9 protein-coding genes are annotated in these 14,440 nt (G+C 37.4%); all 9 read right to left on the bottom strand.

All coding sequences use genetic code 11. The annotated features are described in order from the left end of the window. Positions 1–44: 44 nt before the first annotated feature. The 9 genes from DUT69_RS07720 to DUT69_RS07680 all read right to left on the bottom strand — a co-directional run bounded on the left by DUT69_RS07720 (position 45) and on the right by DUT69_RS07680 (position 14,435). The gene (locus tag DUT69_RS07720; RefSeq protein ID WP_113652663.1) at positions 45–1,625 is read right to left on the bottom strand and encodes a DUF5689 domain-containing protein; all 1,581 of its coding nucleotides are present in this window, start codon (positions 1,623–1,625) and stop codon (positions 45–47) included. Positions 1,626–1,660: 35 nt separating this feature from the next. Continuing rightward, positions 1,661–3,238, bottom strand: a complete 1,578-nt coding sequence (locus DUT69_RS07715) for a SusD/RagB family nutrient-binding outer membrane lipoprotein (protein ID WP_113652662.1) — start codon at positions 3,236–3,238, stop codon at positions 1,661–1,663. Between the two features lie 11 nt (positions 3,239–3,249). Next, a complete protein-coding gene (locus DUT69_RS07710; protein WP_113652661.1) occupies positions 3,250–6,516 on the bottom strand; it encodes a SusC/RagA family TonB-linked outer membrane protein in 3,267 nt (1,088 codons plus the stop codon). Between the two features lie 339 nt (positions 6,517–6,855). Then, entirely contained in the window at positions 6,856–7,542 is a 687-nt protein-coding gene (locus DUT69_RS07705; RefSeq protein WP_113652660.1) for a GDSL-type esterase/lipase family protein, read from the bottom strand. 12 nt (positions 7,543–7,554) lie between these two features. Beyond that, on the bottom strand, positions 7,555–8,916 hold the full coding sequence (glpT, locus tag DUT69_RS07700; protein WP_113652659.1) for a glycerol-3-phosphate transporter: 1,362 nt from the start codon (positions 8,914–8,916) through the stop codon (positions 7,555–7,557). 26 nt (positions 8,917–8,942) lie between these two features. Further along, positions 8,943–9,848: a glycerophosphodiester phosphodiesterase family protein gene (locus DUT69_RS07695; RefSeq protein WP_113652658.1), complete on the bottom strand. Its 906-nt coding sequence runs from the start codon at positions 9,846–9,848 to the stop codon at positions 8,943–8,945. A gap of 18 nt (positions 9,849–9,866) precedes the next feature. Next, positions 9,867–11,270 carry a calcineurin-like phosphoesterase C-terminal domain-containing protein gene (locus DUT69_RS07690; protein ID WP_113652657.1) on the bottom strand — a complete coding sequence of 468 codons (1,404 nt, stop codon included), beginning with the start codon at positions 11,268–11,270 and terminating at the stop codon, positions 9,867–9,869. Between the two features lie 57 nt (positions 11,271–11,327). Beyond that, positions 11,328–12,851: a DUF5689 domain-containing protein gene (locus tag DUT69_RS07685; protein WP_113652656.1), complete on the bottom strand. Its 1,524-nt coding sequence runs from the start codon at positions 12,849–12,851 to the stop codon at positions 11,328–11,330. Positions 12,852–12,863: 12 nt separating this feature from the next. Continuing rightward, positions 12,864–14,435 carry a SusD/RagB family nutrient-binding outer membrane lipoprotein gene (locus DUT69_RS07680; RefSeq protein WP_113652655.1) on the bottom strand — a complete coding sequence of 524 codons (1,572 nt, stop codon included), beginning with the start codon at positions 14,433–14,435 and terminating at the stop codon, positions 12,864–12,866. Positions 14,436–14,440 lie beyond the last annotated feature (5 nt).

The raw sequence follows: 14,440 nt of genomic DNA, 5'->3' as shown, positions 1-14,440 counted from the left end.
AATGGCTGGTAAAATTACCAGCCATTTTTTGTTCTAATGTTTATCTATCTTAGAATTGTAGGCGGAATAGTATCACGACTAATTTCCTTTCCGGTACCATCGTAACCTACTCTAATAGATATTCCTTCAATAGCATCTAATGTTGAGTTTTTTTCTAATTTAAGATTAGTCTGTGTTCTAACTTTAGCCCAACGACCGAGCGAGGTGTTATACTCACCACCCAATTTATAGAAAAACCCTTGATCTGCTGGAGTAGTATAAATAAAATTAAGCGTGTTAGAACCCTGTCTGTAAAATGGTTGCGATTCTATTGTAATTGGATTAACAACATCATAAAAATCATTATTTGCTATCCTGTAGCCTACATTAGTTGCTGCATCAAACAAACTACCTCCCGCAGATACGAACACCACATCAATTGGTTTAGACTCTTTGGTAACGGTTGTTCCTGCAAAAACAGCTATACCAAACGCGTTACCACTATTCGCCAATAAATTAGTAGTTGCAGTTCCAAAACCCTCACCAGCAGTTGTACCATAATTACGTGTTTTAATCCAGTTTGCTTCTGTAATTAAAGTAGAATTACTACTATTAATTCTTCTATTTGTACCACCCACGTAAAAAAATGTTCCTTTTTTAGCTGTACCAGTTGTTAGGTTAAACTTGTAAGTTTTACCCCCACCCGTTGCCCAACCATTTGCGGGATTACCCTGCGGAACCGTTGCGCCAGCATTGTTATTTGTTACCACTGCAAAGGGTGTTTCAGAGAAGTTAATATCACGAGTCGCCATAAACTGCATATACTCATTGTTGTTATCTGTACCTTGTGGATCATTAATAAAACCGGTAATAATAATTGGCGAAATTTCGATAACAGAACTCAGGTAAACAATATCATCATCTTTACGAACTCTATGTTGCACAGCGATTTTCCCATCCGCATTATTTCTTAGCACAACCACACCATAAAAATTACCCAATACTGGAAGATTATTCTTTCCAGCCAACTTAGAAGTTGGAGCCGTGTGTAATGTTAGATTAGCAAAACCATCACTTAAAATCTTATCTCCATTCAAAACATCTGATGGTTGAGGCAAAGGATCAAATCCACCTTTTACAATAACCACTTCTGTACTTTCATATTTAAAAGGATCTGCCAAAATATTGCTACTTGGCACACGGTTCGGTTCAATAGGCATATTTGATCCAAGTTTAGTAATTGCAGAAGCAGGAACATTTGTAATTTGCAACATACCATCTACCCTTTTTAGAACGCCTCCTACTATTGCAATCTTAACAGAATCTCCTCTAACATATTTTGTTGCATCAGCTCCAATTGGAATAGCTATCCCTCTTAGTTGACTTAGACGTTTTTTATCTTGGATCATTAGTAAACCTTCTGGAAGGTTCCCTCCGCTGTGGTCAGAAACAACAATTCCGCTAATATGATCAGAACCAAACATGTTGTCCATATCCAAGGTTACATCTTCCCCTTTATGCAGGTTTTTCAAATCGTAAATTGGTATGTACGGACTTATTTTCCCTTTACCAACTATATCTTTTTCACAAGCGGCAATGCTAAAAACGGCAACCAATAGGAAAGTATAAATTATATATTTTTTCATTTTAAAAATGTTAATAATCAAATAATTAAATTAGTTTATGGTTTTTGCCACCATACGTTGGTAAAAATTTCATCTACACCTTGATTTGTTACAGCAACTTTATAATTAGTTGGATTTGCCGATTGCACATAAACTGGGTAAGTCATTCTCGCTGGCATCACGCCACCGTTTCTCAAACCAGGTCCTTTAGGCAAAATCGGATGTCCAGTTCTACGATATTCAAACCATTGTTGCATATCTACCATGAATAAGGCATAATATTTTTGCAAATGAATCAACTCCATTCTTCCATCAAGATTAAGGGCATTATCCCATTCAATATCAGCTCCGGTTATATACCCTTGAACATCAGGATGATTTCCATCGGCTGGAAACGGCGGAACCCAATAATTGATAGAACTTGCAATACCACTATTATAAAAATCTTCAGCCGATCCATTAATCCAGCCTTTAGTTGCTGCTTCTGCTAAAATGAATTGTAATTCTGCATAGTTCATCAAAATTCCTGTTAGAGGAGACTGTTGTAAAGATTTTGCACCTAAAGCCACATTAGAAATTAGTTGATCGGAAGAATAGAAATAAGATTGTCTATCCTGACCTGTGCCGATAGCGTAACCACTCGGTGTACCTTTATACCCTCCGGTAGGCGCTTGGTTTATCGCCCATCTATTCGTTGCGCCTGTACCTCCGGTGCCGTAAGGCGCCGTGGTTTTCAACCTAGGATCGTCCCAATCTCTAAGGTGGTCAATAAAGAACGAACCTAAACTTGCGGCTCTAAAATCCTGCACCCTCACTCCGTTTACGTATGGCGAAACAAAAGGTCCAGTACCCATTTCACCAGTCCATCTAACGGTTGCACTCTCGCTGTTGCTTTGCATGATAGGGTAATTAGTAGCATTGCCCTCAACAATTTGCTTAATTTTTGCAATGTTTGTATTAGCTACTTCTGCTTTACGCGAAGCTCTTAATAACAACCTTAAATACAAAGAATTGCTAAACTTCCTCCATTTCGAAACGTCTCCGTTAAACATGGGGTCGCTGGAAGGAACAATGGCTACACCCTTTGCCAGCAAGGTATTTGCCTCCTCTAGTTTTTTGTAAATATCTTGATAAATGTCTTGTTGTTTATCGAAAACCGGTTCTACATTCTGGTTTTTTCCTTGCGCAGCTTGACTGTAAGGTATATCGCCGTAGGTATCCGTTAAGTTAGAAAACAACCAAGATTGGCAAATTAGGGATATAGCTTGGTAAGACTCGTTGAGCATTTCTGGTTGACTTGCCAAAGCATGTATGTCTTTAAAGTTGTTTATTTGGATAAACCAAGAATTCCAAAGATAATCAGCAAATGTCCTTCTAAATTCATACCTAAAAACTGTTGCATCACCATCGCTAATACTAACGGTAACTTGCATTAATTCGTTATTAAAGTTTCGGTTACGTTGCATACCAGCTGTAAGCGATGAAACCAAGGCAGGAGCCAACAGTTTATCCGGTGTAGTAGCTTTAATATTTATAGGATCTGTATTTACTTCCTCAAATCCTTTATCACATGAAGTAAGCGTAGTAGCACCTACCAAAATTATTGCTAGTGCTTTATATATCTTGTTTTTCATTCTATTTAAAATTATATTCCAACTGATAGGTTAAAGCCGAAAGTTCTGGTTGAGGGGAATTGGCCAACTTCAAATCCTCTATTAATATCTGAACCTGATAATGTTCCAAATTCTGGGTCGAACATTGGCCAAGGCGACCAGATAAATAAATTACGACCATAAACACCTATAGTTACAGATGAAAGACCAGTGTTTCTTAACCATCTCTTGCTAAGGCGATAATTTAAGGTAGCCTCTCTAAACTTTATAAAGTCAGTATTAAACGTACTTCCTTCAGCGTTATCAGCACCCATATGCGAGCGATAGTATTCATCAATATCGTAAGTAATAATATCATTTGGTCTAAATGTGCCATCTGCATTTTGCAGTACACCATCGCCAATTATACCATTGTACCTACCTGGCAAAGTACTTGTTAATTTACCTTGTTCAACCATTTTATAGTTAAGTAACGAATGGCCTACAGCACCAACCTGCGCATCGAAAAGCACTCCTAAACTTACATTACCATAAGAGAAAGTATTTTGCCAACCGAATTTGTATTTTGGAATAGTATTGCCCAACGGTACTACATCTGTAGTAATTTTAGCAAAACCTGTTCTTTCGTCGTAAACGATATCCCCCTGTGGAGATCTTACATAACCTCTTCCGTAAATATCGCCCATACTACCACCTACTCTGGCAACAATTTGGCCACCAGCAATTGGACCAGTACCGATAATGATTGAGCTATCTGGCAGACTTACAATTTTGTTTTTGTTATGAGAAAATACAATGTTTGAATTCCAAACAAATCCACCTTTTTTGTTTTGGATAGGTGTACCGTTTAGCGTTACCTCTACACCTGTATTGTTTACCTGACCAGCATTAATTATCGCATTGTTAAATCCAGATGCCCTGTCAACGATTCTCGTTAAAATTTGGTTATTCGTATTTCCTAAATAGTAGGCTATGTCTAACCCTACTCTATTTTTAAGCAATTTAAACTCTGCACCAAACTCTAAAGTATTGGTTTTTAAAGGCTTTAAGTTTACATTTGGCAAGGTACCAGGGTTAATTAACGAACTATCTGGGTAGGTTCCATTTGCCGCCAACATATAATTGTAAGCAGTTCTGTAAGGTGTTGTACCACCACTACCTACTTGCGAAGCCGAAATTCTTAACTTAGCTAAATCAAAAACTTTAGGGAATTTAAATGCATCAGACATGATAAAACTTAAACTAGCTGAAGGATAGAAAAAGCCAACATTATCTGTTCTTGTTGGTGTAGCCAAAACGCTACTCCAATCCTGGCGTGCTGTTAAATCTAAATACAAATAGTTTTTAAACTCTAAAGATGCTAAGCCGTAAAAGCTATTAATTTCATATCGGCTTGTATCCGGAATAGATATTAACGGATAAAGGTTGTTATCTAATCTATAAATATTTGGAACTAACAGTCCGTCAGCTCTTAAATCTTTTCTTTGATATTTATTTTTCAACATGCTTCCCCCTGCTGTTGCCATCAATTTTAAATCTTTGTTAATTGACGTGTTATATCTTAACAGGAAATCGCCACTAACTTCGTGAGAATAGATATTCTGTTGACGATATGAGCCTTGTGGTAATCTACTACCGGCATCATAAGGTCTTTCTTGCGCACGAAATTCGTCAACCATGTCCATTGATGCACGAACTGTTAAACTTAATTGCTTATTGAAAGCATAGTTTACCTGCGCATTACCCGTGTAGTTATTTCTATTCGTTCTATTGATAAATTCATTAACAATAGCGTAAGGATTTTCTGGGAATGAACTGTAAGGATATTTGATTTGTTTAAACTCTTGTCCATTCACCCAATAATTTTTGATCCAATTTAAATCTGCATTAGGTTGCCAGAATATAAACCAATACATTAAAGATTGGTTACCGTAACCATTTCCGGGCAAATTATCACTAAATCTGTTATTGTAAGTAAATTTTGTAGTTAGTGTAAGTTTTTTTGTAGCTTTTGTAGAGGTTGATAATGATAGCGTTGTACGCTCCATACCTGTGTTTGGAACAATCCATGTATTATTCTGATTGTTTATAGATACACGTGCAGTGGTACTACCTAGAGCTCCATCGATGCTCAAGGAGTTGGTTAGGTTATAACCAGAATCGAAAAAGTCTCTAATTTGATTTTTGTAAGGAACCCAAGGCGTTCTAGTTAATCCGACTGCCTGTCTAACCGGATCGTACTGGAAAAATGATTGTCCATCAAACCTCGGGCCGTAAGCAGAACTTGTACCACTTGTACTTGCCCCATCTGCACTTGCACCGTAAGAATAATGAGCGGCTCCATCTAACCCTTGACCGTATTCATATTGCATATCTGGCCAACGATTAATAGATTCTATTGAGCCATTTGAAGTGAATTTAATGTTCACGCCCTTTTTTCTGGCCAGAGCTCCAGATTTAGTTGTAATGATAACCGCACCATTTGCACCACGTTGTCCATACAAAGCTGCTGCACCGGGGCCTTTCAACACCGTTACACTTTCAATATCTTCTGGATTAATATCGTTAATGGTACTTCCATAATCCGCAGGCATGTTATCGCTACCCGTTCCGTAAACTCCATCAGATGCATTAGCACTTCTTCTACCACCACTATTGTTTATAACAACTCCGTCCAAAACTATCAGTGCTTCGTTGTCTCCCGTAAGATTATTCTCTCCCCTAAGAATAATCTTATTCGAACCGGAAGGTCCCCCATTTGATCTAACTAAATTTAATCCGGCTACTTTACCAGAAAGTGCATCGGTCCAGTTACTTGCAACGGCATCTGTAAAAGCATTACTGTCTAATTTAGTAACTGCATAACCCAAGGCACGTTCTTCTCTCTTAATACCTAAAGCTGTTACTACAACTTCTTGCAAGTCGTTATTAGCAACTGTTAACCTAATATTCAAGATACCGCCATTTTGAGGAACTATTCTTTTTACGCTTGCATAACCAAGCATGCTAAACTGCAATTCTGTTCCCGTTGGCAGAATAAGGCTAAATTCACCATCGTTATTGGTTACGCCGTATACCTTTTTATTATTATCCATAATAGTTACGCCTGGTATCCCTAAACCATCCGCATCATCAACAACTTTACCTCTAACAGTAACATTTTTGGATTGCCATAAAATAGGTATTGAAGTTTCGCCAGCCAAGATGAAATTTGGTTGGGCAAGTAAGAGCAAAGCGACTACAAAACTTAACTTTGCAACCTTGTACTTTTTAAAATGCTCGAGTAGATTTCTCTCCATTTGATTTCGTTTAAAAATTTGTCTTGTTTACGAGCGCAAAGGTTTACTTTTTAGTTAAAGCGAAAGTTAATCGGATATTAAATCAACTAACTTCTTTAAACCTTTTTTAAAAAGCGATTCACAATTAAACAAAACACTGATTTTAAACATCTTACTACATAAAATCAAAAAAAATATGTCCTACATGATACTTTAAAACCAATTAAATTAACGTGAAACTTAACATACGGTTAAACTAAAAGCAACTGTTTGTTCACTTGCGTTACAACCCCGTATTTTCGGGGCAAAAAAAAGCCGAACACCAGTTAAGGTATTCGGCTTTCATGTGTTATGGAGCTATTATTTTAAATATCCCGTTTGGTTTAAGAAATCTGCCCAAACTTTATATCCCTCTGGTATGAGATGTAAACCATCTTTGGTAAGCTCTGCACGTAAGTGATTTTCACTATCTAAAAACACTGGATATAAATCTATAATGGTTACGTTTTTTGCACCCAATTTTTTAATTTCCGAATTCAAATAAAGAATATGGTCATCCTTGCCGTAGTGATTTTTAAACTTTTGGAATGAACTGTTTACCGGCAAAAGTGTATTAAAGTAAATTTGCGTTTTTTTAGAGCCTTTTCTAATACGATTAATAATAGCTTTGTAATTGTTGAGGATTAAACTGTCTGGAATATTTCTAGAAATATCGTTTATACCTATCAAAACAAATACTTTTTTCGGTTTGCCATCTATTACTTCTTGCAAACGCTCTAATACACCATAGGTGATATCACCTGAAATTCCTCTATTTTTCGCCTGTGGCAAATTTAAAAGTTTAGCCCAATCTGTGCCAGCGGTAATGCTGTTTCCCAAAAACACAACATCTTTTTTAGATTTAGGCTCTGCCTTAAACTTCTGCACAAGTTCTAAGTATTTACCTGGGCGATAAGTGCTATCCCATTTTGCGGTTTGTGCAGTTGCATAGTTAATACAAATGCTAAAAAGCAAAACAACGGTAAAGAAATTTTTAAAAAGCTTCATTCTATTAATTTTTTAATGAGATAAAGGAGTTAAGTTGCCTAAATTAGCTTTTTCTCTATTCCAGGTAAACGAAGTAAAAAATACAGCCAATAAGCACGAAATAGCTATTACGATAAAACTAGCATCCCAACCCTGCTTGTCAACCAATCTGCCCAAAGCTGCATTCGCCAATAGGTCTCCTATAAAATAGCCGAATAAACCGGTTAACCCTGCAGCCGTACCGGCAGCTTTTTTAGGTACTAAATCTATAGCTTGTACGCCTATTAACATAACCGGACCATAGATAAAAAAACCAATACCCCATAAAGAAACATTAATTAACAAATGATTATTTGCCGGGGTTAACCAGTAACATAATACTGCAACCAATGTCATCATCATATATATGATTGTTACTGGAGCTCTTCTTCCTTTAAAAACCTTATCGCTTAACAAACCGCAAAGTAAAGTTCCTGGAATTGCTGCCAATTCATAGCCGCCAGATGCCCAAGCTGCCTCAGACTGCGTATAACTTTTTGCTTCTTGTAAAAAAGTAGGTGCCCAATTTATAATACCGTTCCTAACTAAATAAATAAAAGCATTGGCTACCGCGATGTACCATAGCAAGCGGTTATTTAAAACGTATTTTAAAAATATCTCCTTCGCAGAAAACTCTTTCTCTTGCGTTTTGGCATCATAACTTTTAGGATAATCGTTGTTGTATTCTTCAATTGGGGGCAAACCAACCGATTGTGGCGTATCTCTAATTAATAATAATGCTACCAAAGCGAATAAAATAGCTACTAAACCTGGGAAGTACAACTTGCCGTGCCAATCTGCGAAAAGTTCGAAACCCAAAACGGTTAAGGGACCAACCAAAAACCCGCCTAGATTATGCGCTAAATTCCAAACCGACATTGCAGTACCTCTTTCTCTAACGGAATACCAGTGAGCCACTACCCTGCCACAAGCCGGCCATCCCATACCCTGAAACCATCCATTGATAAATAGCAGTACGAACATTACCGCTATAGATGATGTTGCGAAGGGGACCAAGCCCATAAAAATCATGGTAAAAGCTGATAGCACTAAGCCGATTGATAGAAAATAACGGGCATTACTACGATCTGAAATATTGCCCATTAAAAACTTGCTAAAACCATAAGCAATAGAAAGTGCCGATGCAGCTAAGCCCAATTCTCCTTTGCTAAAACCTATTTTTTGCAATTCGGGTATGGCAAAAGAAAAGTTTTTACGCACAAAGTAATAAGCAGCATAACCAAGAAATATACCTATAAATACTTTTATACGCTCTCTACTGTAAATTGATTTAACTTTATCTGCTGGCAACAGAGATTTATGCGCAGCTGGAGGTGGAAAAAATCTAAAACTCATGTATATACTTTCGTTGATTTATAAAATTAGAATAAGTTTGGATAATCGGTAATTATACCATCCACTTTTAAAGCTTTAACACGTTCTATTTCTGCTTTAGTATTGATGGTCCAAGGAATAACCTTTACTCCATCTGCATGTGCCTTACTTACCATTTGTTCATCAACCATCGTATAAATAGGACTGTAAATAAAAGGCTTATAGCCAAGATCATCCATATTTTCTTGGTACGATTTTTTGTTAGACACCAAAAATGACGTTTTTACTTTAGGGTATTTTTTATTGATGATTTGAATGGTTCGTTTATCGAAAGACTGTATAACTACAAAAGGTGTAATTTTTTTCTCTTCTATCACATCCATTAGCAATTTTACAAAAACCTCTGGTGTTGGATTTACAATCCCATCGCCTTTAGGTTCGCATTTAGTTTCGATATTGTAAAACAGCTGTTTTTTGTTTTTTTGTTTGATATCGTTCTGCACCACATCAATTAAATCCGCCAGCAGAGGAATAAAGGTTTTAATCTTTCTTTGCTCAGGAAAACCAGTGTTTACTTTTGTTCCAATATCAAACTTTTTCAAATCCTCATAATTCATCTGAAATACTGCATACTTTTTGGCGTCGGTTTTTGGAATTTCAGCACCTTCGGGTGTTAACATAAAACCTGGGCTTAAATAATCGTCGTGAGTTACCACAACTTTGCCGTCTTTCGTAATATGCGTGTCCATTTCTAATGTCGTTACTGCAGGATAATTCATCGCATCTTGCATAGCAATAATGGTATTTTCGGGCATAAGCCCTCTACCACCTCGATGTGCTTCGGCACTAAATGCAGGGAAACTAATTTCTTGCGCTGTTTTTTGCTGGCTTGTCGTTTTGCATCCTGCCAAGGAAAGTGCAACGAATGTTGTAAAAAGAATTTGTTTTTTCATTCTAAAGGATCTTAGTAATTATATTTCGACAGTGAACTTTTCTCCAAACCTATCTGTGGCCACTACTTTTACTCGTCTTATACTCGGCGCAAAATGCGCAATAAAAAGATGCTCAGTCATTCGTGGTTCGGCAAATGTTCTGCCCATTGGTAGTTTATCTCCTTTAAATAATTTTACAGAAAGTGGGTCGAAGCCTTTTTGCTGCTCCATTAATCCCATCGCTTTGCCATCTAAAAAATATTCTACCTTCCAAGATGGATCGTAATTCCAAACGTTGGCAATTAGGCGCTTTTGGTTTGTTAACTCATCAACGTACAGTCTAACCTGCTCTTTCCTGTTCAATCCGGTTGGTTGGTAAAACCATTTTAAATTAGTACCATCTACTTCATAAACACCGTAACCGTTTGGCGTACCATCTTCGCAGATTGGGCCTGTCCACCATGCGCCGCAAACTGTACCATGGTTATGTTCAAAAACATTGTTTGTAATCATGTTTCTGTTGTAATGCGTATGCCCAGACATGATATGAACATTCGTAAACCCATCTAATACCTGATAAAAATCTGTTTTATTTTTAACACCACTATTAACCGGGATATGCAGATTAATGATAACTAATGCATCCTTAGCAACATATTTTAAATCTTTTGCCATCCAGTCTAATTGCGCTTGAGATATGAAACCGTCGTAATTTCGCTCTGTGCCCAAATACCTCACATCATCTAATACTATATAATGTGCCTTGCCTCGGTTAAAAGAATAATAGGTTGGTCCATAATGCTCTTGAAAGGTTTTATCAGAAGTTTCATCGCCACCTAATCGGTAATCCATATCGTGGTTTCCTAATGCCTGAAAAAATGGAATTCCCATTTGTGCTACCGCTTGGTTATAATCAGCAAACAAAGCATGATTGTCCCAAACGATATCTCCTACACAAATGCCATGCACCGGTTGTTTACCTAAAGATTTAATAATTTTTTTCGTATCTGGAACCGATGTTGCCATCATTTTTTCTACATCCTTTTTGTTCTTTACCTGCGGATCTGCCCAAATTATAAATGCATGTTTATCGTCGTTTCTCTTTAATGGTTTTAAATCGAAGTTTAGTGATGATTTCGATTCCAGTTGCTCATAATGTTTGGCAAGATGACTTTCGGTTTTAAACTCGTAACCTGCCGGTGTGCTTAACCAAATAAATTTTGCCAATGGATTTACTTCGATATTGTAAAGTCCATTTGAATCTGTTTGTACTACACTAAAACCATCAGACACTACAACATTGGCAACTCCTCTTCCTAAACTCGTAATGGTTCCAGAAATTTTATAATCTAAATCGAATAATGATACTGAATGCGCTTTTAAACTTATAAATAAGGTTGTTGCTAATAAACTCGATTTTTGTATAAAGGATCTTCTATTCATTTTATTTTAATGTTCAAATAAAAAGGGTCAGATATTTCTAGCTGACCCTTATGCTATTTAATTTACTAAACTTGTACCGCCCTCAATCGCTGTTATAGGGGATGTTGCGGTTAAAGCAACATTGGTTAATGCTCTACCATTTACCCATCGTCCAGAAGTTGCGTCGTAAACACCTCCTAGCTTTGCAAAACTTATTGCTGCAGGAAACGCAAGGCGATTGGTGTTTGTACCCGCACCATAGAATAATTGCGAACCACGTGTTGATGGATTGAAAGTGGTATAGAAATCGTTAATGGTAATTCGATAACCTACAGCAGGTGGACCAGCAGAGTAGAAGTTACCGTTTGCACCGCCAAAAAACAGCACATCTAAAGGAGTTGAAGTTACCGTAACAGCTGTTCCTTCGAAAACCGCTATACCTGCAACGTTACCACTATTTGCAAGCAAATTGGAAGTTACTGCGCCAATGCCGTTAGCACCAACTGTATTTGTATAGTTAACACTCGAAATCCATTTAGCAGATGCTATGTTGGTAGAATTAGCTCCATTAATTGTTTTGCCTGCTCCTCCAACATAAAAATACTCTCCTTTAGCAACTGTACCAGATGTTAAATTAAACTTGTAGGTTCTAACGCCACCTGTGTTCCAACCTTGTGTTGGAAATGTTGTAGCACCCGCATTGTTATTTGTAAATACAGAGAAAGGCGTAGTTGCAAAGTTGATATCTCTTGTTGCTAAAAACTGAATATACTCGTAATTTCCATCTGTACTATTTGGATCCACTAAGAAACCTGCAATAACTACCGGCGAAAGTTTTGGCAGGGGCACAAAAACAAAATCATCTTCCATTCTCATCCAAAGTTTAATTTCAGCTGTTGTACCAGCACCTGTAATAAACGGTATGCCGGTAAAGTTACCGCTTGGCGACAATGCGCTGCCAGCAAAAGTTGCCGCTGCTTCTGTATGTATTGTTGCTTTACCGTAACCATCATTAATCGTTTTGTCGCCACTATAAGTTGCTCCTGCTACAATTTCGGGTTCGTAAAATGAGTTTGCTATTGTAACTAATGTACTTTCGAAAGTGCTTGGCGCAGCAAGCATTCTAGCAGTATTTACTACCAATGTCTTCGGTGTTTTTCCAGAAGCTATTTTTGTAATCGACGTTGCAGGAACGCCGGTTATCTGTAAAATTCCATCAACTCTTTTTAAAGTTGCACCTTCAATATTCACATGAATTGAATCACCAGGGATATATTTTGTAGCTTCAGCACCAATGTTAAACGCCATACCTCGTAAAGAGTCAATTCCGTTACCCGCAAGTCGGCTATTTTGCATAATCAACAATCCAGCTGGTGAGTTTCCAGCTCTAAAATCAGATATTACAACTCCTTTAATAGAAGTTGCACCGTTCATTGCCGAAGGGTTAAGTTGTAACTCGCCCCCTTTGTAAAGTTTCTTCAAATCGAAATTCGAAATGAAGGTACTAGGTTCACTTTTAATATAATCGTCATCACGCTTACATCCTACAGCTATAGCAAACACGGCAGTTAGTAAAAGGATATATTTAAATGTCTTTTTCATAATCTAAATTAATTAAGGTTTTTGCCACCACACTAATGTATTAATATCATCAGTTCCTTGCGCAGCAACTGCATTTGTATAATTTGTAGGATTTGTAGCCTGACTTATCAATGGGTAATTTAATCTGGCTGGCATTCTTCCGCCGTTCTCCAGGCCATTTCCTTTTGGAATTATTGGATGCCCAGTTCTTCTATATTCAAACCATTGCTGAAAATCTACCAAAAACAATGCATAATATTTTTGCAAGTGGATTAAACCCATTTTGCTTGAAGTACCAGCAGTGGTGCTGTTTAGCGGAAAACTGTTATCCCAATCTATATCAGCTGCAACGGCATAAGCTTTTACGGCCGGATCTGTTGGGCTTGCATATAATGATGGTATCCAATAATTAACAGCATCGGCTATGCCTTTATAATAATAATCTTCACCTGTAGTATTAATGTAACCTTTTGCAGCGGCCTCGGCCAAAATGAAATCAACCTCGGCTACATTCATTATTATACCTGTATAAGGATCGGTTTGCAAAGTAATACCGTTAGTAACCTGAGCATCAGAATAAAAATAAGCTTGTTTTACTACAGAACTACCAGCAGCATAACCACTCGGTACACCGATGTAGCCACCAGGACCCTGGGCTATACCCCATCTTCCGATGTTATTTCTTCCATATAGTGGTTTAATTCTAGGATCGTCCCAAGTTGTCAAATTTTCCATGAAGAATTTTGTAATTGCCGGCGTTCTAAAATCTACCGGGCGAACGTTAATCATAAATGGTGAAGAGTAAACTGCCGTACTACTATTGGTGCCATTCCAAAGAATTTTAGCCGTATGCGTATTGTTCTGCATTATCGGATATTCGGCTGGCTTGGTATCCACCATTTCCTTTATTTTTGCAATTACTTGTGCGCTAACTTCGGCTTTGCCTGATAAACGCATTAATAGACGCAGATAGAGCGAGTTTCCTAATCTTCGCCACTTTGCAACGTCGCCTTGAAATACTGGATCACCGGTTGGAACAATTGCTACACCATCCTTTAATAAAGTATTCGCCTCCTCAAGTTTTTTAAATAAATCCAGATAGATATCTTTTTGCTTATCAAAAACCGGTTCAATTAAACCATCCTTACCTTGGTTAGCCTGCGTGTAAGGCACATCGCCGTACACATCTGTAAGCAACTGAAATACCCAAGCTTCAGTTATTTTAGAAATTGCCTGATAAGATTTGTTTAACGATTCAGGTTGACTAGCAATCGTACCAATGTTTCTGAGGTTGGTTAATTCAGGGTACCAAACATTCCAAGTTTGATCGGCAACATTGCGCCTAATATCATACCTAAATATTCTTCCTTCACCGTCGTTAATATCAACCGTAACTTGCATAAGTTCATTATTGAAATTACGATTTCTCGCCATGTTTACGCTCAAAACGTTTACTAATGCTGGCGCTAATAGTTGATTTGCTGTTGTTGCACTTTTACCTATCGGATCTGTATTCACTTTGTTAAAGTCTTTTTTACAAGAAAAAAGCGAAGTGCCTACTGTTAGCAACAATGCGTAGGCAGTTATATTTTTAAAATTTTTCATTTCTA

It is taken from the genome of Pedobacter namyangjuensis (genome assembly GCF_003313325.1).
In the GTDB taxonomy this organism is placed as follows: Bacteria; Bacteroidota; Bacteroidia; order Sphingobacteriales; family Sphingobacteriaceae; genus Pedobacter; species Pedobacter namyangjuensis.
Note: the sequence above shows the minus strand (reverse complement) of the source record. Positions and strands in the feature narration are given on the sequence as shown.

Coding starts and splice junctions, on each gene's coding strand:
- DUT69_RS07685 (WP_113652656.1), bottom strand. CDS start 12,851: ATGAAAAAGACATTTAAATATATCCTTTTACTAACTGCCGTGTTTGCT.
- DUT69_RS07695 (WP_113652658.1), bottom strand. CDS start 9,848: ATGAAAAAACAAATTCTTTTTACAACATTCGTTGCACTTTCCTTGGCA.
- DUT69_RS07720 (WP_113652663.1), bottom strand. CDS start 1,625: ATGAAAAAATATATAATTTATACTTTCCTATTGGTTGCCGTTTTTAGC.
- DUT69_RS07710 (WP_113652661.1), bottom strand. CDS start 6,516: ATGGAGAGAAATCTACTCGAGCATTTTAAAAAGTACAAGGTTGCAAAG.
- DUT69_RS07715 (WP_113652662.1), bottom strand. CDS start 3,238: ATGAAAAACAAGATATATAAAGCACTAGCAATAATTTTGGTAGGTGCT.
- glpT (WP_113652659.1), bottom strand. CDS start 8,916: ATGAGTTTTAGATTTTTTCCACCTCCAGCTGCGCATAAATCTCTGTTG.
- DUT69_RS07690 (WP_113652657.1), bottom strand. CDS start 11,270: ATGAATAGAAGATCCTTTATACAAAAATCGAGTTTATTAGCAACAACC.
- DUT69_RS07705 (WP_113652660.1), bottom strand. CDS start 7,542: ATGAAGCTTTTTAAAAATTTCTTTACCGTTGTTTTGCTTTTTAGCATT.
- DUT69_RS07680 (WP_113652655.1), bottom strand. CDS start 14,435: ATGAAAAATTTTAAAAATATAACTGCCTACGCATTGTTGCTAACAGTA.